We start from the raw sequence: 26257 nt of genomic DNA on the forward strand, positions 1-26257 counted from the left end.
TGTCTTATTTACGCTGTTTGAGTGCGTAAATAGCAAATGTGCCTAGCCAGTGGCCGCCTTCGTAAGAATCTTCAAATAAGTTAGGGTACGAATAAGACATATGCTCATCTGCTAATAATTGCAAATGTTTAAACTCTTTATATTTATTAGCTAAATTATAAAATGCCCACGCTCTACTATAATTTAAGCCATCTAAATGCACTAGTTTACCATCTGTTCTATCTGAAACTTCGCCTACAGTTAACTCAAAATCTTTTTGTAATAATTGTGGCATAAAATCTTTAATCCACAATTTAAAGGTTTGCTCTGCAAGTACTCGTTGCATTAAATCTACTTCTGCCAAACAAGGAGAAAGAAAATCAAATCCGCTAGGTTCCCAAGAAATTGGACAATTATCATCACCTAAATAAAATGATTTTGCTCTAGAGGTTATTAAATCTAATAATTTTTGATTTTCTGTAGTCTTTGCATAATCATAGGCAAACGTCATCCCAAAAGCGGTATTTTGGTGCTCCCCTACCCTAACTGCATAATTTAGTTTTGGTAGAAAATCCATATAATTCTGCACTATTTGATCTGTTAATGGCTGAAGATTTTTTTCTAAAGGTTGTGCTATACTATCATTCCAAGTATGTAACTCTTCAGATAATTTTAATAACCAAGCCCATCCGTAGGTTCTTTCAAAAGAAGAGTTTTGCTTCATTTTAAAAAAAGCTAGTTCTTTTTGTATGTTTTCTTCAGATAAATGAGCCATTAACTGCTCTTTAATCTCTTTAGAAGCTTCTAAATCTGGATATGTTTTTAATAAACTTACTAAAGACCAATGTGCATGTACGGCAGAGTGCCAATCAAAACATCCCGAAAAAGCAGGATGTATGCTATCTGGCAACTGTAAATCTTTTTCTGAATGTAAAGTGATACCTGGTTTGTATGGGTAACTAGTGTTTATGCACTCTAAGGGCAATTTTACTAATTTATTTGCTTGCTCTAAAGACATTTTTACCTCTTTTAAAGGAATTAAATCTTCAGAAATTTCTTCTACAATATTTGTATCTGTATCTTTTAACTCATTAACAGAGTTTACTTTATTATCTTCTTTATTTTTACAACTAAAAAGAACTATCCCTAACGCTACTACTACTATTTTTTTCATGTTTTTTTTCTTAACCTAGCCAACCATCACGGTCTAAGCTTCTGTATTGAATGGCTTCACTAATGTGTTTACCTGTTATTTGTTCTGAATTTTCTAAATCTGCAATTGTTCTAGATACTTTTAAAATACGATCATACGCCCTTGCTGATAGGTTTAACCTCTCCATAGCTGTTTTGAGTAATTGCTTAGAAGCCTCATCTAACTTGCAAAACTCTCTTATTTGTTTTACTCCCATTTGCGCATTGTAGTGCACGTTCTTTAAATTCTGAAATCTATCTGTTTGCAATTGTCTCGCTTGGGTTACTCGTTTTCTTATAGACACGCTACTTTCTCCTCTTCTTTCTTCACTAAGCTTATCAAATGGAACGGGAGTAACTTCTATATGAATATCTATACGGTCTAACAACGGACCGCTAATTTTACTTAAATAACGTTGCATTTCTGCAGGAGATGAAGTTACTGGAGCATCTGGATCGTTAAAATAGCCACCCGGACTAGGATTCATACTTGCTACCAGCATAAAACTAGAAGGGTATGTAACCGTAAATTTTGCCCTAGATATAGTAACTTCTCTATCTTCTAAAGGTTGACGCATTACTTCTAAAACAGAACGTTTAAATTCTGGCAACTCATCTAAAAATAAAACACCATTATGAGACATGGATATTTCTCCAGGCTGCGGATAAGTACCTCCACCCACTAAAGCTACATCTGAAATAGTATGATGCGGACTTCTAAATGGTCTTTCTGCCATTAAACCTCCTAAATTAGATGTTTTACCAACTACACTATGTATTTTTGTAGTTTCTAAGGCTTCATGTAACGTCATAGGTGGTAAAATACTTGGCAAACGTTTAGCTAACATCGTTTTACCAGAACCAGGCGGACCAATAAGTATAATATTATGCCCTCCTGCTGCTGCAATTTCCATACAACGTTTTATAGATTCTTGCCCTTTTACATCTGCAAAATCAAATTCTGGATGTTCTAGATTGTCATAAAATTGTTTTCTAGTATCAATTTCTGTTCGTTCTAATATTTCTTCTTTATCAAAAAAATTAATTACTTCTGTAATGTTTTCTACTCCATATACATCTAAACCATTTACAATAGCTGCTTCTGTAGCGTTTTGTTTAGGTAATATAAAACCTTTAAAACCTTCTTCTTTTGCTTTAATTGCAATTGGCAATGCACCTTTTATGGGTTGTAAACTTCCGTCAAGAGAAAGTTCTCCCATAATTAAGTATTCACTAATATGTTTTGCTTTAATTTGAGAAGAAGCACTTAAAATACCTAATGCCAAAGTAAGATCGTATGCAGAACCTTCTTTGCGTAAGTCTGCAGGTGCCATATTTATGGTAATTTTTTTACCTGGTAATTTGTAACCATTATTTTGCAAGGCCGCCGCAATACGGTAACTACTTTCTCGTATAGCATTATCTGGTAAACCAACTAAATGATAACCAATACCTTTATCTATATTTACTTCTACAGTAATGGTTGTAGCTTCTACTCCAAAAACTGCACTACCAAAAACTTTTACGAGCATTTTATAGTAATTTTCTTAAAAATAGAAAATTATTTGGTATCCCCTTTATTCTTTTAAAAGTATTAAGAAAATTGAGAGAATTGAGGCTTTTTCTTTCCATTTAAAAAACAAAAAACAAAAAATTATATTTATACCTTTAAGATTTAACAAGATTAATTTTAAAAAATTATATTTGAGTATCTAACATTGATCAACGCTACACTGCGTTTAGAACAGTTATTAATTTTATGAAGGAGCCTAAATTACCCAAAAACGAATCTGATCGACTAAAAGAATTAGAAAGCTATAAATTAATAGGGCTTCCTGAACATGACGATTATGATTTTATTACGGAAATGGCTGCTCAAATTTGTGGTACCAAAATATCTCTGATAAGTCTTATTACAGAAGATAAACAATGGTTTCTTTCTCATCACGGGTTAAAAGCAAGAGAAACTCCAAAAAAATATGCTTTTTGTGCTCATGCTATTAACCAACCATCTACTCCTTTAATAGTAGAAGATGCTAGAGAAGACGAGCGTTTTTATGATAACCCGTTAACTATAGACGACCCCAATGTGATATTTTATGCAGGTGTACCATTAATTACTGACAATGGTTTTGCTTTAGGCACACTTTGTACAATAGACAACACTCCCAAAACACTTAGCTCTAAACAACTAGAACAACTAAAAAAATTAGCTAGGCAAACAGTTAACCTTTTTGAAAACAGAAAGAAAAGTTTTGATTTAGATAAATTAAACAAAGAGCTTAAAAAGAAAAATGAATTACTACTTGGTACACAAGAAACTAATCAACTAGGTAATTGGGAATTAGATATAAATACAGGAGAAACCTATTGGAGTGACATTGTATATGATATACATGAGGTTTCTAGAAATTATGAGCATAATAAAGAAAATGCTATAAATTTTTATCATCCAGACTACAGACAACCAATAACTGATGCTGTAACAAATTGTATAACTAATAACATACCATTTGATTTGATTTGCCAATTAATTACCGGCAAAGGAAATCTAGCTTGGGTGAGAGCCACAGGAAAAAAAATTGAAGATAAACTTATAGGTAGTTTTCAAGACATTACTAAAATAAAACACAATGAAATTCGCTTTAAATCTGTAATTGAAGCTACAAATATTGGTACTTGGCAATGGAATATTCAAACGGGAGAGGCTACTTTAAATAATCGTTGGGCAGAAATGTTAGGTTACTCTCTAGAAGAACTAGCTCCTATAAATATAAAGACTTGGGAAAAATTAAGCCATCCTGAAGATCTTATTATAGCAAAACAAAAGTTAGAAGAATGCTTTATTAAAAAAACCGAATACTTTAACATTGAATGCAGAATGATGCATAAAAATGGAAAGTGGATTTGGGTGTCTGATAAAGGTAAGGTATTTGAATGGACAGAAGAAGGAAAGCCTTTAATGATGTATGGTACCCATCAAGATATAACAGAACGTAAAGAAAAAGAAGAAAGAATACGTATTAGTGAAGAAGCTTTTAGAGGAAACTTTGAAAACGCCGCCATTGGTATGGCATTACTAGATAAAGATGGAAAATGGTTAAAAGTAAATGCTAAAGTATGTGATATTGTAGGTTATTCTGAAGATGAATTAATGCATCTTACTTTTCAAGATATTACTCACCCTGATGATTTAAGCTTAGATTTAAACCTATTGCAAGAACTTGTTGAAGGTAAAAGAGAATATTACCAAATGGAGAAACGATATTTTCACAAACAAGGGTATATCGTGTATATTTTATTAGCTGTATCTATCGTTAAAAATAAAGCAGGAGAAGTACTCTATTTTATATCACAAATCATAGATATTTCAAAAAGTAAAAAGCTTCTGTTAGACGTTAATCACCAAAAAGATTTATTAGCAGCATTATACAAATTATCTCCTATAGGTATTGTATTAAATGATTTTGAAACAGGAAAATACATAGACATTAACGATAAATTACTTGAACCTACAGGTTACAGTAAAGAAGAATTTTTAAATCTTACTTACTGGGACATTACCCCTCCAGAATACGAACCATTAGAACAAATTGCCTTAAAACAATTAAAAGAAAATGGCAAATTTGAGCTTTTTGAAAAAGAATATATAAGAAAAGATGGTACCAGATATCCTGTAGCTCTTCAAGGGGTATTAACAGAAGACAGTAATAACAGAAAATTAATTTGGGCTTTTGTTAGAGATATTAGTAAAGAAAAAGAAGCAGAAAGAAAACTAAAAGAAGCTATTTCTAGTTTACAATCTATTTTAGATGCTAGCAAACAAGTTTCTATAATTTCTACAGATACTAAAGGTAATATTACATTATTTAATTCTGGTGCAGAGCAATTATTAGGTTATAAAGCAAAAGAATTAATAGGTAAACAAATACCAGAAACAATACACCTTTCTTCAGAAATAGAAGAACAAAGTAATATTTTAAGTAAAGAGTACAATAGAAAAATTAATGGCTTTGAAAGTATAATTTATGAAGCTAAAATTGGTGTACCTACCACAAAAGAATGGACTTATTTAAACAAAGACCGCACTAATTTCCCTGTGTTATTATCTGTAAACACTATACTTACTCACAATGATATTACTGGCTATTTAATTGTAGCAACAGATATTACTAAGCTAAAAAAAGTAGAAAAAGAAATAACCTCATTATTAGATATAACTAATGAGCAAAATGAAAGACTCCGTAATTTTGCACACATTGTATCTCATAACCTTAGATCACACAGTGGAGGCATATTAGCGATGCTTAGTTTAATACAATTAGAAAAACCAGAACTTACAGATAATGAATTGTTTACACTCTTAAATTCTGGAGCAGAAAATTTAAGAAAAACAGTGGAAGATTTAACTGAAATTGTAAAAATAAATTTAACTCAAATTAATACCTCTACTATAAAACTTCATGAAATAATTGAAAAAAATATTGAGAGTTTAAGTATACAAATAGAAGAAACAAATTTTAAAATTATAAACAATGTAGACCAAAACTTAACTATAAAAGGTCTTCCTGCATATATTGATAGTATTGTACTCAATATAATTACTAATTCTATAAAATACAGAGACCAAGAAAAAGCTAGTTATTTAAAAATTTTTACTACTACAGACAAAGATATGATTACCATATACTTTGAAGATAATGGTCTAGGTATAGATTTAAAAAAACACGGAGACAAGCTTTTTGGTATGTACAAAACCTTTCACCATCATGACGACTCTAGAGGTGTAGGTTTGTTTATCACTAAAAATCAAATAGAAAGTATGGGAGGAAAAATAAGCCTAAAAAGTCAAGTTAATACAGGCACAACATTTAAAGTAAAATTACCAAAATGAAAAATATAGACTTAGCTTGCATTGTAGAAGATGACCCAATGCACTTATTCATCACTAAAAAATACATTGAATTATCTGGTTTTGTTGAAAAAATACTAGTTTGTAAAAACGGAAAAGAAGCTTATGATACGTTAAAAGCTATGTTTTTAAATAGTGAAACATTACCAGAAATTATATTTTTAGATTTAAATATGCCTATTTGGGATGGATGGCAATTTTTAGATGAATTTACAAAAATACCTATCCCCGAAAATCAAAGTATCACAATTTATATATTAACATCTTCTAATAATGAAGAAGATTTTAAAAAAGCTAAAAAGTATAGTTTAAATAGTAATTACTTAGTAAAACCTATTGAGCAAGATCAATTAAAAGATATTTTATCTGAATTTGTAAAATAAACAATTCTTACTTTTTTAATCATTTTTTATATACTTGGTTATATTAAATTTTACAAAGTATAACTCTCTTATTTAATTACCTTACTATTACCTATTAGTAGTAAGGTAATTGCTATTTAATGATGCAAAGTAATTATTCTTCCCAATCTAATACCAGTTTTGGCATTTTTGTTCTAGTGTTTAAATTTATATCTTGAAGTTGAGCTACCTCATTTCTAAACCACTTAGAAAAATTTGAATCGTCATTTTTAAAGTTTAGCATGAAATTTTCATCTTTTGCTTCTGTATAAACTACCACATCATAACCTTTTGTTGTTTCTTGTAAATACCAACTTTCTTTAGTTACCCCAATACGAGCGTGCATAGCTGTAAACTCATGTTTTCTTGTAGTATTTACTTCTTTTGCAAAATTTAACCACTTTTCTACTTTATCTTTAAGAATAGGAAAACTATAAGCAAACTTTTTCATGAGATTAATTTTATTATTAATACTAAGTTATAAAAATCAAAAAGCCGAGTTAAACAACTCGGCTTTTTTTAAATTAAAAAAATTTTTATTTAAGATAGATAAGCTTTAAGTAAGCTTTGCGTAGAAGCATCTTGAGGTTTAGAAAAATCTTTTGTCTCTAATTGCTTTAAAATTCCGCTAGCTAACTGTTTACCTAACTCTACACCCCATTGATCGTAACTAAATATATTCCAGATTACTCCTTGCACAAATAATTTGTGCTCGTACAGCGCAATTAAGCTACCTAAACTTTCTGGAGTTAGCTCATCAATTAGTAAAGTATTAGTAGGCTTATTTCCTTCAAAAACTTTAAAAGGTTTTAAGGTTGCTGCCTTTTCTGCATCCATATCTTTTAGCTCTTCTTCTACTTGCGCAGGAGTTTTACCCTTTAGTAAAGCTTCTGTTTGTGCAAAAAAGTTAGCCATTAATTTATCTTGGTGCTCTCTATTACCGTGTAAAGACTTTTTAAAGCCAACAAAATCACACGGAATAAGTTTAGTACCTTGATGAATTAGTTGAAAAAAGGCATGTTGTGAGTTAGTTCCTGGTTCTCCCCAAACAATTGTTCCTGTTTGATAAGATATTTTATTTCCGTCACGAGATACGCTTTTACCGTTGCTTTCCATAATACCTTGTTGTAAATAAGGTACTAATTTTTGTAAATATTGTGAGTAAGGAATAATAGCTTCTGTTTCGGCATCAAAAAAGTTATTGTACCAAATACTTAATAGCGCTAACGTTACGGGAATATTATCTTTAAAATCAGTTGTTTTAAAATGCTCGTCCATTTTACCTGCACCGTTTAATAAGCTTTGAAAATTATCAAAACCTACCGCACAAGCTATAGATAAACCTACGGCACTCCATAAAGAGAAACGACCACCAACCCAATTCCACATAGGGAAAATGTTTTGATCTGCTATACCAAATTCTTTTACACTTTCTAAGTTAGTAGAAACAGCTACAAAATGTTTTGCGACATCTTCTTGTGAAGCTGACTCTAAAAACCATTTTCTTGCTGTAGTAGCATTAGTTATGGTTTCTTGAGTGGTAAAAGTTTTAGAAACTATTAAAAATAAAGTAGTTTCTGGATTTAGATCTTTAATGGTTTCCATCACGTGGTCACCATCTACATTAGATATAAAGTGAACACCTAAATGATTTCTGTAAAATTTTAATGAATCTACTACCATTTGCGGACCTAAATCACTACCACCAATACCTATGTTGACTACATCTGTAATGGTTTTACCGGTATAACCTTTCCATTCTCCAGAAATAACTTCTTCAGAAAAAATTTTTATCTTCTGAAGAGTTTCTTCTACTTCTTTAGGCTTGTTAGAACCTCTAAGAGCTGTATGAAGAACTTCTCTACCTTCTGTTTGGTTAATTTTATCACCGTTGAATTGTTTCTCTATAGCATCTTTCAATTCAACTTCGTTAGCCAATTCTAACAATAAATCTTTAGTAGTAGAATTGATTCTATTTTTAGAATAATCTACTAGAAAGTTATTCCATTTCAATTGAAATTTATCTGCTCTTGAAGTATCTTCAGCAAAAAAATCGACCATTTTCTGGTCTTTAATCTCCTGATAATGTTTTTCTAGCTTTCCCCATGCTTTGGTAGCAGTAGGATTTATTGTTTTAAGTGGCATATTATAAAACGTTTTTTCTGTAATGTTCAATTAACCCATCTATTGGTCTTCTTATCACATTACCTAACTCTAAACTATAAGGTTTCATTGCGTCTTCTATAATTTCTTTAGAGAAATGCGCTATAGAACCTACAAAGTGAATAGGTACATTTTGTGATTCTTTAAAACAAAGTACTCTGTTTTCTATAAACTTTTTCATCCCTTCTGAGATAAGTTTATAAAAATAACCGTTTACTTCATCACTGGTAAAGATAAATTCAGCAAAATGAGCTAAATAAGTGTTAGGGTTATCTTCTTTGTATAAGTTACGCTTAATTTCATCTGCATCAAGATTAAAGCGTTCTTCAAATTCTTGTGCCAGTTTTATTGGCATACGTTGATAATAATAATCTCTTATCAATCGTTTTCCAAAGTAATTTCCGCTAGCTTCATCCATTAAGATGTAGCCTAAAGAATCTACTACCATACGTGTTTGTTTACCATCAAAAAAACAACTATTAGAACCTGTACCAAGTATACAAACTATACCAGGTTCATTTGTAACTGCGTAAGATGCAGCTACCATATCTTCTCTAACATTTACTTCTGCGTTAGGAAAATAGTTACTTAATATTTGCTTTAAATTTTCACTTGGTAATTTAGTACCGCAACCAGCACCATAAAAACCTACGTGGGTAATTTTATCTTTTACTTTGGCAAGATCTTCATTTTCCATAATACGGTTTTCAAGAAGATCTGTCTTGAAAACCGCTGGATTTAAACCTTTTGTTCGTGTTTTTAGTTTTTGCTCTCCATTGCTGTCAAGTAAAATCCAATCACACTTTGTAGAGCCTCCATCTGCTATTAATAACATAGCTAATTATTTAAGAGAAACTACGTGTAAAGCTAGATCAACTAATTTTGTTGAGTAACCATACTCATTATCATACCAAGAGATCAGCTTAAAGAAATTATCATTAAGTGCTATACTAGAACCAGCATCAAAAACACTTGTATGGCTTTCACCAACAAAATCTTGAGAAACTACTTCTTCGTCTGTGTAAGCTAAAATACCTTTAAGTTCTCCTTCTGAAGCTTCTTTAAGTGCTGCTTTAATATCTTCTAATGATGCACTTGCTTTAGTTCTTACTGTTAGATCTACTACAGAAACATCTGTTGTAGGTACTCTAAACGCCATACCTGTTAATCTTCCATCTAATTTTGGAATTACAACTCCTACTGCTTTTGCTGCACCTGTAGAAGTTGGTATAATGTTAGCCATAGCACTTCTACCTAATCTAAAGTTTTTTCTAGAAGGTGAGTCTACTGTAAATTGTGTTGAAGTAGTAGCGTGAACTGTGGTCATTAAACCTTCAACGATTTCAAATTTATCATCTATCACTTTAGCTAAAGGCGCTAAACAGTTAGTGGTACAAGATGCATTAGATACAATATGATCATTTGCAGTTACTTTGTCATGGTTTACACCCATTACAAACATTGGTACATCACTTTGTGTTGGCGCAGAAATTACTACTTTTTTAGCACCTGCATCTAAGTGACCTTTTGCTGTTTCTTGTGTTTTAAAAATACCTGTACACTCTAAAACTACATCTACCTTTAAAGCATCCCATTTAAGATCTGCTGGATTTTTTTCTGCAGAAACTCTAATTTCATTACCGTCTACAACTAAATTTCCATCTTTAACTTCTACTTCTCCGTTAAATTTACCGTGTACAGAATCGTACTTAAGCATGTATGCTAAATGATCTACTTCTAATAAATCATTAATTCCTACTACATTAATATTAGGGTTTTCACTTGCTATTCTAAAAGCAATTCTACCAATACGTCCAAAACCATTGATAGCAACATTTACTTTACTCATAATTACTAGTTTTTAAATTGAAGTTATATCTGCCACCCTTCTTAAGTCAATATCAATTTCATTTTCTCCTGAAATTGCCAAATCGAAAGGCACAAATGTTATTTTTTTATCTTTTATACCAACCATGATATCTTTTTTACCATCTATTAATGCATCTACTGCACCAATACCAAGCCTACTAGCTAAAACACGATCGTAACAACTAGGAGACCCCCCTCTTTGTATGTGACCTAAAACAGTTACTCTTACCTCGTAGTCTTCTAGGTTGGTTTCTATAAATTCTGCTAATTCAAATATATTTTTACCTATTTGGTCACCTTCTGCAACCACAATAATACTTGATGTTTTACCAGATTTTCTACTTCTTTTTAGCGACTCTAAAAGTCTATCTGTTCCCAAATTTTCTTCAGGAATTAAGATTTCTTCTGCGCCAGCACCAATACCTGCATTTAATGCAATATCTCCTGCGTCACGCCCCATTACTTCTACTAAAAAAAGTCTGTTGTGAGAGTTTGCGGTATCTCTAATTTTATCTATTGCTTCAACCACTGTATTTAATGCTGTGTCGTAACCAATAGTATAATCTGTACCACGTATATCATTATCTATAGTACCTGGAATACCTATAATAGGAAAATTATGTTCTTTATTGAAAATAGTGGCACCAGTAAATGTACCGTCTCCTCCTATTACCACCAAAGCATCAATTTCTTGAGAAAGAAGATTTTCATAGGCTTTTGCTCTACCTTTTTCGGTCATAAACATTCTTGACCTTGCAGATTTTAAAAAGGTACCGCCTCTATTAATAATATTTCTTACAGATCTTGCATTAAGTTCTTCAAAATCATTATCAATCAAACCTTGATAACCTCTAAAAACACCTGTACATTTTATTTTGTGATATGCACAAGCTCGAACTACTGCACGTATGCCGGCATTCATACCTGGAGCATCACCCCCTGAAGTTAGAACACCAATATTCTTAATTTTTTGTTCCATAGTTACCAAAAATATTTGAATTTTATGATAAAACCTAATAGATTAAAAGGCTAAAACGTTTTCTGTTAATAACTAGATTAAAAAAGCCCCAATAAAAGGGGCTTTTTTTTATGATATTAAGATTTTGTTTATTTCAAAATGTGATATTCCCAAGGTAACATCTTGATTTTTTTATTATTCTTAATGGTTAAGGTTTTGTTATTTTCCATATAGTCTTTAAAATCTCCTTCAAGATTTAGTTCTACTTCTACTTCATTTTCGGTGACATTTGCAATATAAATTATGGTTTCTTTTCCTTTAGTTCTTTTAAATGAAATAACTTTTTTAGGAGAAGAATTTTCTACCACTTCATAACTTGCTGGCTGCTCTCCAGTACTTAGGGCTTTGCTGTTATTTTTAAGCTGTCCTAATTTTTTGTACACAGAAAACATCTTATTGGTTTCTTTATAAATCGTGTCCTTTTCAAAAAAACGCAGGCGTTTATCCATATCATATTCTTGACCAGAATAAATTAACGGCATTCCTGGCGCCATAAAACTCAGTGCTGCAAAGGTTTCTACTCCACCTTTTAATCTTTCGCTTACTGTTCCATTCCAAGAGTTTTCATCGTGATTAGAAGTAAAATTCATTAAAAGATGTTCTTTCTTATACTTTTCTTGTACTTCTTTCATTTTCTCTTCCCAGGCTTCAGCTGTTAATTTACCCTGCGCAATTTTATTCATCTCATGATGCAAATCCCAACCGTAAACCATATTGAATAAATTATTCTCCATTAACTCCGGTTGCCAAGCTTCGGCCAACATAAATACGTTTTTCTCTGCACGTAATTGCGGGATAGCTTGCTCCCAGAAATTTGTTGGTACATTGTTAGCAACATCACATCTAAAACCATCAATATTTTCTTCTTTAATCCAATAAATCATATCTGCAATCATTTCTTTGCGCATTTCTGGATTATCGTAATTTAAATCGGCTACATCATCCCAGCCCCAAGATTCACCCGTTTCTGGATTAATTGGGTCGATAATTTCTCCGTTTTCATTTTGCGTGTAATAATCTGGGTGTTGCTCTATCCAAACGTGATCCCAACCGGTATGGTTAGGCACCCAATCTAAAATGACATAAATATCATTTTCGTGAGCGGTTTTTACCAATTTTCTAAAGTCTTCTTTGGTTCCAAATTCTGGATTTACTGCTGTGTAATCTGAAATTGCATAATAACTCCCTAAGATCTTTTCACGCTCATTTGGATCTTCAATATCTTCTGCAAACTTTCCGTTGGCAGATTTCTTTTTCACCTGAGAAATAGGATAAATAGGCATTACCCAAAGAATTTTAACGCCCATTTCTTTTAACTTCGGAATATCTTTAGTGAACGCCTCAAAACTTCCTTCGGGTGAATATTGACGAATATTAGCTTCATAAATCACCGCATTCTCCATCATTTCATCTTGAAATGGTACAATGCTTTCTTTAACTTCTTCAGTCGCTACTGAAGCTTCGTCTGTTGAAATTGCTTGCTTGTTGTCTTTACAACTTATGAATAAAGCCAACGCACTGACTAGAATTAATTTTTTTTTCATTTTACTTATATTTTTTTTCAGAACTACAAGATTTTTGAAAGCTTGTAGTTAATAGGTTCAATTCAATCTCAACAATTCATTAAATTGATGAGATGCCGAATTAAATTCGGCATGATGTTTTTTTATAATTGAATTACCATTGGTGTTTTACCGGCAATACTTAGTTTTTCTTTTAGCTGAAGTTGTTTTCCGCTTAACACTTCTTTTCCGCTAGAAATTCCGTTTAAATTTTCTTGAAAACGGTTTAAATCTAAGTTTTGTTCTTCTTCATTATTATTCAAAATCACCATCACTTTATCGTCTGCTAATTCACGGAAATACACGTAAACATTATTTTCTGGCAAGTAATGCGTTAATTTTCCTTCGTGAATTGCTTTTGAATTTTTTCTGAAACTCAGTAATTTCTTTGTAAAACTATGGAAGTTTTCTTGCAATTCTGTTCTTCCTGAAACTGTAAAAGCATTTTGCTCATCACCTATCCAACCTCCAGGAAAATCTTGACGAATAGCTCCATCGCCTTTTCCTTTATCGCCACGCATCCCAATTTCTGAACCGTAATACAACTGCGGAATTCCGCGAGTCGTCGCAATTAATGTTAAACCTAACTGATAGCTATTGAAGTCTTGATCGTAAATCTCGTTGAACCTTCCGGTATCGTGATTTTCTAGAAAAACCAATAAATTTTGAGGATTAGGATACAGAAAATCGTTGACAAAATTGCCGTACGCTTTTTGCATACCACTACCCCAACCTGCTTTTTCTTTAAAAATATTACCCATGGCATCGTGTAAGGTAAAATCCATTACCGAAGGTAAATAGGTGTTATAATTTTGTAACGCGCCTATTTTGCTATCTTTTTGCCAGTACGAAATTTGTGCCTGATTGTGTAACCAAACTTCTCCAACTATATTAAAATTAGGATATTCATCCATAATTGCTTTGGTCCATTTCGAGATGCCTTCTTTATCGTTATAACTATAAGTATCTACGCGAAAACCGTCTAAATCGGCAAACTCGATCCACCAAATGGCATTCTGAATTAAATACTGAACTACTAAAGGATTACTCTGATTTAAATCTGGCATTGATTTTACAAACCAGCCTTTTTCACAATACTTCGCATCGATTGCTGAAGCGTTCGGATCGTATTGAGTTTCCATTCTATAATTAGAATTAGCATAACCGGGAAACTGATGAATCCAATCGTAAGTTGGTAAATCTTTAATCATCCAATGTTCTGCTCCCCAATGATTAGTTACATAATCCATAATGAGCTTCATATCTCGCTGATGCATTTCTTCAGCTAAACGTTGGTAATCTTCATTGCTCCCGTAACGCGGATCGATTTTATACACATCACTTTGCGCATAAGTATGGTAAGAATGTGTTTTCTCGTTATCTTCTAATAATGGCGTGCTCCAAATAGCAGTCGCTCCCAAATCTTTAATATAATCTAAATGATCAATGATTCCCTGAATATCGCCACCGTGTCTTCCTCCTTCTGCCTCTCTGTTTAATTTATCGGCTAATCCTTTTACAGAATCGTTGTTAGGATTTCCGTTAGCAAAACGATCGGGCATTAATAAATACATGACATCTGCACTAGAAAAACCTTCTCTTAATGCTGAATTTTCTTTGCGTTTTTTCAACTCATATTCCTGCGTGAATTTTACACGTTTCTTTTTTGAAAAGTTGAAATGTAAAGTTTGCGGTTGAAGATTTTTAGTTTCAATCGTTACAAAAAGATAATTAGGATTTTCGGTTTTTACAACACCGTTAATCACCACTTCTTCTTGGGTTGAAACGGAATATTCTGCGATATTTTTTCCGTAGAAAAGAATTTCAATTTCTGAAGTTTCCATATCTGCCCACCAAAAAGGCGGTTCTACACGTTCTATTTGCGCATTTAGTTCCGTAGAAAAAATATTCAGTAGTAAAAATAAACTAAAGAATATTGAAGCTTTTTGAAAAAATGAATTGATTTTCATACGTAGTTTCAGAGGTTAAAAAAAACGTCATCTTAAAATATGTTTAAGATGACGTTTAAATAATTATTTCTTCTCGATAATACTAATGGCAAAACCACCAGCTGGAGCAGAATCTAATTTTAATTTGGTTCTGCTAGTTACTGTTTTAGTTGTGATTTTATAAGCTTGCGGATTCGTTTTGTAATGCGCATCTTCAGCATCGGCATAAATAGTAGCAATGTACTTTTTACCTTTTTCTAAGAAATCTAATTTGATGGTGGTAGTTCTTGGCGTAACTCCGTTTACATTCCCCACAAACCAATTGTTAGTTCCTTTAGCTTTACGCGCTACGGTAATATATTGTCCCGGTTCTGCTTCTAAATACTTGCTCTCTTCCCAATCTACCGCTACATCTTTAATAAACTGAAACGCATCTGGGAAACGCATATAATTTTCAGGTAAATCTGCTGCCATTTGCAACGGACTGTACATTGTCACATACAAAGCTAATTGATTTGCTAAGGTTGAATTGACATGTGAATTATTACCTGGATTTAATTTACTAATATCCATTTCAAAAATACCCGGCGTATAATCCATTGGGCCGCCAATTAAACGCGTAAATGGTAAAATAGTTACGTGGTTTGGTTTATTCCCGCCAAAAGCTTGAAACTCGGTTCCTCTTGCAGACTCATTCCCAATTAAGTTCGGGTAAGTTCTGCGTAAACCTGTTGGTCTTACTGCCTCGTGAGCATTGACCATAATGTTATAATCTGCTGCTTTTTGTACCGCATATAAGAAGTGATTGATCGCCCATTGACCGTAATGATGCTCTCCACGCGGAATAATGTTACCTACGTAACCACTTTTTACAGCCGGATAATCGTACTTATTCATAAACGCATAAGCGGTATCCATATGACGTTCGTAATTACGAATAGCCCCCGAAGTTTCGTGGTGCATAATCATTTTTACGTTTTTAGAAGCTGCATAATTGTGAATTTCTTCTACATCAAAATCTGGATAAGGTGTTACAAAATCGAACACAAAATCTTTAGAATGTCCGTACCAGTCTTCCCAACCTTGGTTCCATCCTTCTACAAGAACTCCGTCAAAACCGTGTTCTGAAGCAAAATCGATGTATTCTTTTACGTGTTCTGTATTAGCAGCGTGTCTTCCGTTAGGTTTAGCTTTGGTAAAATCTGTTTCTCCTATTCTTATTGAAGGAAGATCGTCTGTATAATTCCAAGCGCTTTTTCCGGTGATCATTTCCCACCAAACTCCAATATATTTAATTGGTTTTATGTAAGATGTGTCTTCAATAACATTTGGCTCGTTTAAATTCAACGTCATATTAGACGCTAAAATATCAGTCGCATCGTTGCTTACCATAATGGTTCTCCAAGGTGAAGTAGTAGGCGCTTGTAAGAAACCTTTATTTCCTAGGGCATCTGGAGTTAACCAAGATTCAAATACTAGATTTTCTTCATCTAAATTAAGATTCATTAACGAGTATTCTTTTAGGGCAGCTTCATGAAGATTGATGTATAAACCATCTTCACTTTTCATCATTAAAGAAGTTTGCACTCCTGTTTTAGAAAATTGCTCTTGCGATTCGTTATGAGATAAAGCTCCTTCAAACTCAGCACTGATTTCTGATAGTTTTGAAGTAGTATAATCATATTCTTGAGTATCATAATCTCCCGGAATCCAAAAAGCAGTATGGTCTCCTGCCATTGCAAACTGTGTATGCTCTTCTTTAATCACAAAATATACTAAGTTTTTTTGCTCTGGAAATTCGTAACGGAAACCTAAGCCTTCATCAAATAATCTAAATCGAATAATAATTTTTCGGTCTTTTTGTGGCTGATTTAAGGTTACCGCCAACTCATTATAATGGTTTCTAATTTCTGACTGTTCTCCCCAAACTGGTTCCCAAGTTTCGTCAAATGTAGAAGTTTTGGTATCGACGATCTCAAAACTATTCATCAATGATAAATCGTCATTTTTAAGTTCTAAACCTAATGTACTTGGTTTGATAACATCTTGGTTTTTGTAGGTTAATTGGTAAACCGGCGTTCCGTTTTCATTTAAAGAAAACTTCATTTTCAAATCTTGATTAGGAGAAGTTAACTCCTGCGCAAGACCTGAAAAACTTAACAACCATATACCAATTAGGACAAATGTATATTTCATGTTTTTGTTTTTTATTGAATTATATTTTTATTGTAAACTTTTTTCTATCGTCGTTCTGAGCTTGATTAACAACGTTATATCTTCGATTTCAGGGTCTTCATCATCAACATTCTTTTTTCAATACTGTATGAGATTCCGTGTCAAGCACGGAATGACGAAAATTCAAATTTTAAAAAATTTATAGTTATATTTTTACTGCTGAATTTACTTCAACTTCTTTTTCATTTAAAAGTACTGTCATTGATCCGTTACCATCTAAAGTGAAATTGGTTTTGTCTTCGGTTACTTTAACCTTTAGAATTTGATTTCTAAAATTGATCTTGAACGAATACCCTTTCCACTCTTTTGGTAATTGGGGTGAAAAAGAAAGTTTTCCGTCGCGAACACGCATTCCCGCAAAACCTTCTACAATACTCATCCAGGTACCGGCCATACTGGTAATGTGGCAACCTTCTTCAACCTCTTTATTATAATCGTCTAAATCTAAACGAGACGTACGTAAATAAAACTCGTAAGCTTGTTCCATTCTACCTAAAACTGCGGCTTGAATACTGTGAACACAAGGCGAAAGTGAAGATTCGTGAACCGTAAATGGCTCATAAAAATCGAAATGCTTTTCTAATTCTTCTTTGCTAAAATGCTCTTCGAAGAAATAAAAACCTTGTAAGGTATCGGCTTGTTTGATAAATGGCGAACGTAAAATACGATCCCAACTCCAATATTGATTGATAGGTCTTATGTTTTGCTCTAAATCTGAAACCGTAGTTTGTTCTTTATCTAAAAACCCATCTTGTTGCAAGAAAACGCCGTGTTCTTCAGAATAAGGGAAATACATTTGATCTGCAACGGCTTTCCATTTTTCTAATTCTTCTGAAGTAATATTGGTCTTTTCTGAAATACGTTCGTAATCTGAAGAAAATTCAGCTTTAACCTTTTCAATATTTTCTAAGGCATAATCGATACACCATTTAGCGATGTAATTGGTATACCAGTTATTATTGACGTTATTTTCGTATTCGTTTGGACCGGTAACTCCAAGAATGACATACTTATTTTTTTGTGTTGAAAAAGTTGCTCTTTGTTGCCAAAAACGAGCAATCCCGATCAATACTTCTAATCCTTTCTCTGGAATGTAAGAATAATCTCCAGTAAAACGATGGTAATTAAAAATACCATAAGCAATGGCTCCGTTACGGTGAATTTCTTCAAAGGTAATTTCCCACTCGTTATGGCTTTCTTCTCCGTTCATCGTTACCATCGGGTAAAGTGCCGCACCGTTGGAAAAGCCTAATTTTTCAGCATTTTCGATTGCTTTATCTAACTGATTGTAACGATAATTCAGTAAATTTTTAGCAGTTTCTTGGTCTTTGGTTGCCATATAAAATGGTAAACAATATGCTTCAGTATCCCAATAAGTACTTCCGCCATATTTTTCTCCGGTAAATCCTTTTGGCCCAATATTTAAACGGGCATCTTTCCCGGAATAGGTTTGATTCAACTGAAAAATATTGAAACGAATGCCTTGTTGTGCTTTTACATCGCCTTCGATGGTAATGTCTGACATTTTCCAGACTTGTGCCCAAGCATCAGCTTGTTCTTGTAATAATTCTGCTACAGAAAGAGATTCAACTTCATTCAATAGATTTTGTGTAACTTCAATTAAATTTCCGTTAGGATGATTCATCCCTTTTACGTAACCGCCTAATTTTTTCAGTGTAACTTTTTCTCCTTTATTTACCGAGAAATTATAAGTAAAAGTTACTTTTTGCGCTTCTTTTTCCGTAGAAAAATCGACGTTTTGCTTTTCGTTATTCAACAGTAATTCGGTATGCATAAAGGTACATACGTGAAATTCTGTTTTTAATGTTTTTGAAGTTATAAAGCCACGATTATTTGTTGCTTCAACTTCTAAAGTTTCCCAGAATTGATCTTCCCAGTTGGTATCTTCATTAGTGATCCCGCTATCGAGATACGGAGAAAATTCAACTTCAACATTGGCATTTAGAGGCGTAACTTCATAATTAATTACTCCTAATTCGTCTTTTACTACACTTAGAAAACGAGTTGCTTTTACTTCAACCTCAATATCATTGGGCATCGTAGCTACAAAAGAACGCGTATACCAACCTTCTTTCATATTTAATTCTCGCTGAAAGTTTTCTACTTTTTTACAAGTAAAAAGATCGAGTTGTTCACCGTTTATCTTTACGTGAATACCAATCCAACTTGGAGAGTTAAGTACTTTGGCGAAATACTCCGGATAACCATTTTTCCACCAACCTACGCGGGTTTTGTCTGGGTAGTAAACACCACCAATGTAGCTCCCTTGAAAGGTTGGACCTGAATAATATTCTTCAAAATTATTGCGTTGCCCCATGGCGCCGTTCCCTAAACTAAAAAGGCTTTCTGAAGATTTTACTCGGTCGGCATCAAAACCTTGTTCAATAATCGACCAATCTGCAGGTTTTATATAATCTTGATTCATTTGTTTAAATTCTTGCTAGTTTGATTAAAAATTCGTCACTTATCTCTGTGAAATCATGAAAGGTATGTTTGGCTTCGTGTAATACATTTTGCTCACCAATACCAATACTCGTCATTTGTGCATTATTGGCCGCTTGAATACCTGCAATAGAGTCTTCAAACACCACACAATCTTTTGGTTTTACTCCTAATTTTTCGGCACCGACCAAGAAAACTTCTGGGTCTGGTTTGGCTTTGGTAACATTGGTCCCATCGACAATTTCATCGAAAAACGGAGTTAAATTTATTTTATCTAGAATCCTACGTGCATTTTTACTGGCAGAACCCAGCGCAATAGGAATGTTATTGTCTTTAAGTAATTGTAATTTTTCTTTTACCTGCGGAAGAATTTCAGATTCATCCATCGCATCTACGTAAGTAAGGTAATCTTGATTTTTTTTATCCATTAGCTGAATAAATTCTTCTTCTGAAACCGAAGTATTGCCCCACTCTAATATTTTTTTAAGAGAATTTACTCGGCTCACGCCTTTTAATTGCTCGTTCTGCTCGTGATCGAAATCGATACCTAGCCCGTTGGCTAACCTTTTCCATGCTTGAAAATGAAATTTAGCGGTATCTACAATTACGCCATCTAAATCGAAAATAAATGCTTTAGTTTTGGTTTTCATCAATTACAATTTTGTGTTTTGTTTTTACTCGTAAGGTGAGTAAACCTGATAAGATCATTGCGAAACCACCTACAATTAATGCGTAAACTGGTTCATTATTAAAAAATTCTTTTACGATAAAGCCTAAAATGGTTGCTGCTACAATTTGCGGAAGTACCACAAAGAAATTGAAAACGCCCATATAATAGCCCATTTTTGCAGAAGGTAAACTGTTAGAAAGCATAGCGTATGGAATAGACAATATACTTGCCCAAGCAATACCAACGCCAACCATAGCTAATAAAAGTCCTGTTTTATCGGTTAGAAAGTATACCGAAATAAGACCTAGACCACCAGCAAATAAAGCTAACATGTGAGTGATTTTATTATTGGTTTTTTTTGCTAATACGGGTAATAAAAAAGAAACTGCTGCTGCAACACCATTATACACTGCAAACATTACTGGCACCCAATCTGCCGCATCATTATAAGCTTGAGATTTGGGATCTAAGGTGTTAAAAACATGACCAGTAACCGCTTGCGTGGTATAAATCCACATACTGAAAAGTGCAAACCAAGAAAAGAATTGGACCCACGCTAATTGCTTCATTGCCAAAGGCATATTCAGCATATCGGTAATAATAATGGTATAACCGTTTCTTACATTTTGTTTTCTTAATAATGCTACTGAAATAAATAAAAGACCGGCGATAATTAAGCCAACAAACAGAATATATAATTCTTTGGTTAGACCATTAATAAAAATAAGCCACGTAATAATTGAACCAAACACAAGCATAAATAACCCCACTCGTATTTGCTTAGCTATGTTTTTAGATTTATCTACAACTTCTACACGCTGTGGTTCTTTCTCTTTGTCTTTCGCTTCTATCGCTGCTAATTCTTCCGGAGAATATTCTTTAGAATTAAAAACCGTCCATAATACTGCGGAAATAAAAACAATACCGCCAACATAAAAAGACCATTTTACCGAATCTGGAATTAGACCTTCTGCCGCGGTGTTTGAAATTCCGAAGATATTGGTAAATAAATATGGAAGTAAAGAACCTAATACCGCACCAAAACCAATAAAAAAGCTTTGCATAGCAAAACCTTGTGTACGTTGATGCTCGTCTAAGTTATCTCCTACAAATGCACGAAAAGGCTCCATAGAAATATTGATAGAAGCATCCATAATCCATAAAGTACCTGCGGCAATCCAAAGTGTTGGAGAATTAGGCATTAAGAACAGACAGATTGAAGAAAGTATAGCTCCTAATAAAAAATAAGGCTTTCTTCTTCCTAATTTTGTCCAGGTTTTATCTGAAAAATAACCAATAATAGGTTGTACCACTAAACCAGTAACTGGAGCGGCTATCCATAAAATAGGAATATCTTCTACACTTGCACCAAGTGTTTCAAAAATTCTAGAGGTATTGGCGTTTTGAAGTGCGAACCCAAATTGTATTCCTAAAAAACCGAAACTCATGTTCCAAATTTCCCAGAAACTTAGCTTGCGCTTTTGCATATCGTAATTTATTGATTAATAATACGATAAGCACGATGACTTATCATTACTTTAGTGGAAAGTGAAAATATAAGTAATGATAATTCTGCTACAAATATATAGATTAAATTGAAATTGTAATGTTAAATCTTGTTTTTAGTGGTTAGAAAATAAATAAACAACATTCTAAAAATCATTTACTTTCTCACAGAGTCTCTTATAATTAAGCTCGTATCTAAAACTGTGGTTTGAAAACTTTGCTCTTCTGTTTCATTTTCTAAACGATCAATTAATAGATTGGCGGCTTTTGCTCCCATATCTTCCCCGTGTTGATTCACTGTTGAAAGACTTGGAATAAAACTTTTAGAAACTACTCCATCTGTAAAACCAATTACAGAAACATCTTCTGGTACTCTCTTTTTTAGTTTAGTTAATGCTTTTATGGCGTTTACAGCAAACTGTTCGTTCACAGCAAAAAGACCATCTATTTTTTTCTCTTTCAGAAATTCTTCTATTTTTTCTTCCGAATGATCTACGTCTTCAATTTTTAAAATTAAATCTTCATCAATTTCAAAATCGTTTGCTATTAATGCTTCTTTATATCCAGAAGTTCTTAGTTTACCCACACTCACATAATCTACTGTAGAAATAATAGCTATTTTCTTACAGTGATGATCTATTAAATATTGTACTGCCTCAAATGCACCGTGCTTATCACTAATAATTACTTTATCACAAATTACCTCATCTATCACCCTGTCAAACATTACTACCGGCATACCTTGGCTAATTACCTCTTGTATATGGTGATAATCTTCTTTTTGCTGAGTTTCTTTAGCTACAGACATGATAAAACCATCTGTACTTCCGTTAGCTAAAAACTCTAGGTTTAATACTTCTTTATCAAAAGAATTATTAGATAAACAAATAATCACATTATAGCCTCTATCTCCTGCTATTTTCTCTATACCTCTAATTACTGTAGTAAAGAAATGATGCACGATTTCTGGAATAATAATACCTATAGTCTTTGTTTTTCTATTCTTTAAGCTTAAAGCTATGTTATTAGGCTTATAATTATAAAGTTTGGCAAAAGCTTTTACCTTTTCTTTAGTGTCTTTACTTATTTCTTTACTGTCTTTTAACGATTTAGAAACTGTTGATACAGAAACATCTAGCTCTTTCGCAATTTGCTTTAATGTGATTTTTCTTTTCATTATATTCTTAAATTATCTTCAATTTAAATAGCTTAAAATTTATTATTCTCAATAATATGTCAAAAAATTTTCAATGTGTTAAAATTTAAGAAGTTTTCAACACGAAAACGTTAGAGTTGGTGTTTCGTAAATTGGTCAACCAGTTTACGTACTAATTTTACATAAATTTAACATCGGAAAGTGAAAATATAAGTTACAAACACAAATTTAAACTATTATTTAATAATCTATGAGAACATTGTACAAAGGGTTACTCTTACTACTATTTATAATTCCGGCAAGCATTCTTGCTCAGGAATCTGTTAGTGGTAATGTAACTGAAACAAACGGAATGCCAATTCCCGGTGTGAACGTCATCGTAAAAAACTCTTCAAGAGGAGCAGTTACAGATTTTGATGGTAATTATACTGTTAATAACGTTCAAAAAAATGATACACTTGTTTACTCTTATATTGGTTTCTCTACTAAAGAAATCGTTTTCGTTAATCAAAGTACGATTAACGTAATTTTAGAGGAAGATTCTTCTTCTTTAGAAGAAGTTGTAGTAGTAGGTTATGGTTCTACTGCCAAGAAAGATCTTACAGGTGCTGTAGACCAATTATCTACAAAAGACTTTAACAAAGGGCAAAACAATACTGCTAGCCAATTAATTACTGGTAAAATAGCAGGTGTTAATGTGACTTCTGGTGGTGGTGCTCCTGGAGAAGGTAGCAGTATTACCATTAGAGGTTTAGGTTCGTTAAGTTTAAATAACAGTCCACTTTATGTTATAGATGGTTTACCTATATCTAATGATGCGGTTGGAGGATCTAGAAATCCGTTAGATTTTATGAACCCTAATGATATTGAAAGTATAACGGTTTTAAAAGATGCTTCTGCAACTGCTATTTACGGTTCTAGAGCGGCAAATGGAGTTATACTTATTACTAGTAAAAAAGGAAAAGGTTTAGATTTTAAATTTAACTACTCTGCTTCTACTACATTATATAGCCCTACAGATTATGTAGATGTTTTAGATGGAAATCAATTTAGAAGCTTAGTAAATTCTGTTGGAGATAGTGATGATATTTCTAGATTAGGTACAGCTAATACTAACTGGCAAGATCTAATTTATCAAGATGCTTTTGGTACAGAACATAATTTTAGTACCACAGGTAATATTGGTGGTTTTATGCCAGTTAGAGCTTCTGTGGGATATAGTGACCAAGATGGTATTTTAAAAAATGACAATTTTACTAGAACCACCGCTTCTGTAAACTTAAAACCAAGTTTTTTAGAAGACCATCTAAAAGTTGAAGTTAATGCTAGAGGTATGTATAATGAAAATACTTTTGGTAATAGAGATGCTATTGGTGCCTCGGTAGATTATGATCCTACACAATCTGTTTACGATCCTACCTCACCTTATTCAGATTATTACGCTTGGTTAACTTATAATCCTGCTGAAGATACTTATTCTCAATATACTCTAGCTGCTACAAACCCTGTTGCTCTTATTAACGAAAAAGATGATACTGCAGAAGTTAGAAGATTAATAGGTAATGCTAAAGTAGATTATCAACTACACTTTTTTCCAGATCTTACTGCCACAGTAAACATTGGGTTAGATAAAACCAATAGCCACGGAAGAACTATCGTTTCAGAAAACATGCCTTCTTCACAATTAGACTGGAATGGTTCTTATAACAGTTATACCAATGATGCTACCAATCAATTATTTGATGCTTACCTAACTTATAAAAAAGATATAGATAAGCACTCACTAACTGCAGTAGCTGGTTATTCTTACCAAAGTTTTGAAAATGATAACTACAGTTATGATAGCGAAGCAGAAGAAGAAGGAAATGAGTATGAATTTATAGACAAATGGAAAAGTGTTTTACTTTCTTATTTTGGAAGACTTAATTATAATTTTGATGACAGATACTTAGTAACTGCTTCTTTAAGAGCAGATGCTTCTTCTAAATTAAATCCAGATGATCGTTGGGGTTATTTCCCTTCTGCAGCAGTAGCTTGGAATATTAATAACGAAGATTTCTTTCAATCTAAAGTAATTAATCAATTAAAATTAAGAGTTGGTTACGGTGAAATTGGTAATGTTAACGGTTTAGGTGATTACGAATTTTTAACACGTTATACTAGAAGTAGAACCAATGCTAATTACCAATTAGGAAATACGTTTGTACAAACCTACAGACCAGAAGCTATAAACGAAAACTTGAAATGGGAAATTGGTAAAACATTTAACGCAGGTATAGATTACGCTTTATTTAACAGCAGAATTTCTGGATCTGTAAATGCATACATCAATAAAACGCAAGATTTAATTAGTTATGTAACTGTATCTCCTTTTACTAATTTCTCTAACGGAATTAATGCCAATATTGGAGATATGGAAAATAAAGGTATTGAGTTTGCTGTTAATTTTATTCCTGTTCAAACAGAAGATTTTACTTGGAGTATTGGATATAATATTGCTTATAATGATAATGAAATTACAAATCTTCCTGACCAAGTAGAAACCGGCGGTATTACAGGAGGTACTGGTAATAATATACAGCTACATAAAGAAGGTTATTCTCCTTACTCATATTGGGTTTACAAGCAAGTTTATGACGAAAACAATAAGCCTATTGAAGGTGCTTATGTAGATAGAAATGGTGATAATATTATTAACGATGACGATAAATATTTAGCTGAAGATCCGTATGCAGATATTACAATGGGACTTAATACAAATCTTAATTACAAAAATTGGGATTTAGCTATTGTATCTAGAGCTAGTTTAGGTAATTATAACTATAACAACATGGCATCTGCAAAATCATACGAGTTAAGAGCTACAGAAAATGGTATTTTAACTAATCTACACGCAGACTATTATAATTCTAGTTTTCAAAATTTAACAGATACTAATTTACAAAGTGATTACTATATTCAAGATGCATCTTTCTTTAAGCTAGATAACATAACCTTAGGTTATACCATCAACAAAGTATTTAGTGAATCTAGTAATTTAAGAATATATGGTTCTGCTCAAAATGTACTAACCATTACAGATTATGATGGTTTAGATCCTGAAATTAGCGGTGGTATAGATAACAACTTCTACCCTAGACCTAGATTATATAGTATTGGAATTAATTTAAATTTCTAAAAAAA

Annotated in this window: 17 protein-coding genes; 3 read left to right on the top strand and 14 right to left on the bottom strand. The window is 32.7% G+C overall.

What is annotated here, in order from left to right; translation table 11 throughout:
* Positions 1 to 4: 4 nt before the first annotated feature.
* Positions 5 to 1153 carry a DUF2891 domain-containing protein gene (locus BUC03_RS07135; RefSeq protein WP_073149741.1) on the bottom strand — a complete coding sequence of 383 codons (1149 nt, stop codon included), beginning with the start codon at positions 1151 to 1153 and terminating at the stop codon, positions 5 to 7.
* Positions 1154 to 1163: 10 nt separating this feature from the next.
* Positions 1164 to 2702, bottom strand: coding sequence for a YifB family Mg chelatase-like AAA ATPase (locus tag BUC03_RS07140; protein ID WP_073149743.1), 1539 nt, complete (start codon positions 2700 to 2702; stop codon positions 1164 to 1166).
* Between the two features lie 227 nt (positions 2703 to 2929).
* Between BUC03_RS07140 and BUC03_RS07145 the strand changes: the two genes are divergently transcribed.
* Positions 2930 to 6064, top strand: coding sequence for a PAS domain S-box protein (locus tag BUC03_RS07145; protein WP_073149745.1), 3135 nt, complete (start codon positions 2930 to 2932; stop codon positions 6062 to 6064).
* Entirely contained in the window at positions 6061 to 6465 is a 405-nt protein-coding gene (locus BUC03_RS07150) for a response regulator (protein ID WP_073149746.1), read from the top strand. Before BUC03_RS07145 ends, BUC03_RS07150 begins: the two co-directional genes overlap by 4 nt.
* Before the next feature lie 133 nt (positions 6466 to 6598).
* Here the strand turns inward: BUC03_RS07150 and BUC03_RS07155 are convergent, their stop codons facing one another.
* From BUC03_RS07155 to BUC03_RS07210, 12 genes are all read right to left on the bottom strand, one after another.
* On the bottom strand, positions 6599 to 6934 hold the full coding sequence (locus BUC03_RS07155; protein ID WP_073149748.1) for a hypothetical protein: 336 nt from the start codon (positions 6932 to 6934) through the stop codon (positions 6599 to 6601).
* Positions 6935 to 7023: 89 nt separating this feature from the next.
* Positions 7024 to 8628, bottom strand: a complete 1605-nt coding sequence (gene pgi, locus BUC03_RS07160; RefSeq protein ID WP_073150081.1) for a glucose-6-phosphate isomerase — start codon at positions 8626 to 8628, stop codon at positions 7024 to 7026.
* A gap of 1 nt (position 8629) precedes the next feature.
* Complete coding sequence (locus tag BUC03_RS07165; RefSeq protein ID WP_073149750.1) at positions 8630 to 9481, bottom strand: N-acetylglucosamine kinase; 852 nt, start codon at positions 9479 to 9481, stop codon at positions 8630 to 8632.
* 6 nt (positions 9482 to 9487) lie between these two features.
* Positions 9488 to 10495, bottom strand: a complete 1008-nt coding sequence (gene gap, locus BUC03_RS07170) for a type I glyceraldehyde-3-phosphate dehydrogenase (RefSeq protein WP_073149752.1) — start codon at positions 10493 to 10495, stop codon at positions 9488 to 9490.
* A gap of 12 nt (positions 10496 to 10507) precedes the next feature.
* Positions 10508 to 11494, bottom strand: coding sequence for a 6-phosphofructokinase (gene pfkA, locus BUC03_RS07175; RefSeq protein WP_073149754.1), 987 nt, complete (start codon positions 11492 to 11494; stop codon positions 10508 to 10510).
* 128 nt (positions 11495 to 11622) lie between these two features.
* A complete protein-coding gene (locus BUC03_RS07180; RefSeq protein WP_073149756.1) occupies positions 11623 to 13077 on the bottom strand; it encodes an alpha-amylase family glycosyl hydrolase in 1455 nt (484 codons plus the stop codon).
* A gap of 122 nt (positions 13078 to 13199) precedes the next feature.
* Positions 13200 to 15065: a glycoside hydrolase family 13 protein gene (locus BUC03_RS07185; protein ID WP_073149758.1), complete on the bottom strand. Its 1866-nt coding sequence runs from the start codon at positions 15063 to 15065 to the stop codon at positions 13200 to 13202.
* 63 nt (positions 15066 to 15128) lie between these two features.
* Positions 15129 to 17240 (bottom strand): glycoside hydrolase family 97 protein, encoded by a 2112-nt coding sequence (locus BUC03_RS07190; protein ID WP_073149760.1) that lies wholly within the window; start codon positions 17238 to 17240, stop codon positions 15129 to 15131.
* A gap of 184 nt (positions 17241 to 17424) precedes the next feature.
* Entirely contained in the window at positions 17425 to 19725 is a 2301-nt protein-coding gene (locus tag BUC03_RS07195) for a glycoside hydrolase family 65 protein (RefSeq protein ID WP_073149762.1), read from the bottom strand.
* Positions 19726 to 19729: 4 nt separating this feature from the next.
* On the bottom strand, positions 19730 to 20392 hold the full coding sequence (gene pgmB / locus BUC03_RS07200; RefSeq protein WP_073149764.1) for a beta-phosphoglucomutase: 663 nt from the start codon (positions 20390 to 20392) through the stop codon (positions 19730 to 19732).
* Positions 20376 to 21899, bottom strand: a complete 1524-nt coding sequence (locus BUC03_RS07205; RefSeq protein WP_073149766.1) for an MFS transporter — start codon at positions 21897 to 21899, stop codon at positions 20376 to 20378. Before BUC03_RS07205 ends, pgmB begins: the two co-directional genes overlap by 17 nt.
* A 176-nt stretch (positions 21900 to 22075) precedes the next feature.
* On the bottom strand, positions 22076 to 23095 hold the full coding sequence (locus tag BUC03_RS07210) for a LacI family DNA-binding transcriptional regulator (protein WP_073149768.1): 1020 nt from the start codon (positions 23093 to 23095) through the stop codon (positions 22076 to 22078).
* 229 nt (positions 23096 to 23324) lie between these two features.
* On the opposite strand from BUC03_RS07210, the gene BUC03_RS07215 reads away from it, so the two are divergent.
* Entirely contained in the window at positions 23325 to 26252 is a 2928-nt protein-coding gene (locus BUC03_RS07215; RefSeq protein WP_073149770.1) for a SusC/RagA family TonB-linked outer membrane protein, read from the top strand.
* Positions 26253 to 26257: the final 5 nt, after the last annotated feature.

It is taken from the genome of Mesonia phycicola, assembly GCF_900141885.1.
Classification (GTDB): Bacteria; Bacteroidota; Bacteroidia; order Flavobacteriales; family Flavobacteriaceae; genus Mesonia; species Mesonia phycicola.

Excerpts from the sequence above, each read along its gene's own strand:
- BUC03_RS07145 (WP_073149745.1), top strand. The coding sequence starts at position 2,930 with ATGAAGGAGCCTAAATTACCCAAAAACGAATCTGATCGACTAAAAGAA.
- gap (WP_073149752.1), bottom strand. The coding sequence starts at position 10,495 with ATGAGTAAAGTAAATGTTGCTATCAATGGTTTTGGACGTATTGGTAGA.
- BUC03_RS07190 (WP_073149760.1), bottom strand. The coding sequence starts at position 17,240 with ATGAAATATACATTTGTCCTAATTGGTATATGGTTGTTAAGTTTTTCA.
- pgi (WP_073150081.1), bottom strand. The coding sequence starts at position 8,628 with ATGCCACTTAAAACAATAAATCCTACTGCTACCAAAGCATGGGGAAAG.
- pfkA (WP_073149754.1), bottom strand. The coding sequence starts at position 11,494 with ATGGAACAAAAAATTAAGAATATTGGTGTTCTAACTTCAGGGGGTGAT.
- BUC03_RS07165 (WP_073149750.1), bottom strand. The coding sequence starts at position 9,481 with ATGTTATTAATAGCAGATGGAGGCTCTACAAAGTGTGATTGGATTTTA.
- BUC03_RS07210 (WP_073149768.1), bottom strand. The coding sequence starts at position 23,095 with ATGAAAAGAAAAATCACATTAAAGCAAATTGCGAAAGAGCTAGATGTT.
- BUC03_RS07195 (WP_073149762.1), bottom strand. The coding sequence starts at position 19,725 with ATGAATCAAGATTATATAAAACCTGCAGATTGGTCGATTATTGAACAA.
- BUC03_RS07155 (WP_073149748.1), bottom strand. The coding sequence starts at position 6,934 with ATGAAAAAGTTTGCTTATAGTTTTCCTATTCTTAAAGATAAAGTAGAA.
- BUC03_RS07140 (WP_073149743.1), bottom strand. The coding sequence starts at position 2,702 with ATGCTCGTAAAAGTTTTTGGTAGTGCAGTTTTTGGAGTAGAAGCTACA.
- pgmB (WP_073149764.1), bottom strand. The coding sequence starts at position 20,392 with ATGAAAACCAAAACTAAAGCATTTATTTTCGATTTAGATGGCGTAATT.
- BUC03_RS07135 (WP_073149741.1), bottom strand. The coding sequence starts at position 1,153 with ATGAAAAAAATAGTAGTAGTAGCGTTAGGGATAGTTCTTTTTAGTTGT.
- BUC03_RS07215 (WP_073149770.1), top strand. The coding sequence starts at position 23,325 with ATGAGAACATTGTACAAAGGGTTACTCTTACTACTATTTATAATTCCG.
- BUC03_RS07150 (WP_073149746.1), top strand. The coding sequence starts at position 6,061 with ATGAAAAATATAGACTTAGCTTGCATTGTAGAAGATGACCCAATGCAC.
- BUC03_RS07205 (WP_073149766.1), bottom strand. The coding sequence starts at position 21,899 with ATGCAAAAGCGCAAGCTAAGTTTCTGGGAAATTTGGAACATGAGTTTC.
- BUC03_RS07185 (WP_073149758.1), bottom strand. The coding sequence starts at position 15,065 with ATGAAAATCAATTCATTTTTTCAAAAAGCTTCAATATTCTTTAGTTTA.
- BUC03_RS07180 (WP_073149756.1), bottom strand. The coding sequence starts at position 13,077 with ATGAAAAAAAAATTAATTCTAGTCAGTGCGTTGGCTTTATTCATAAGT.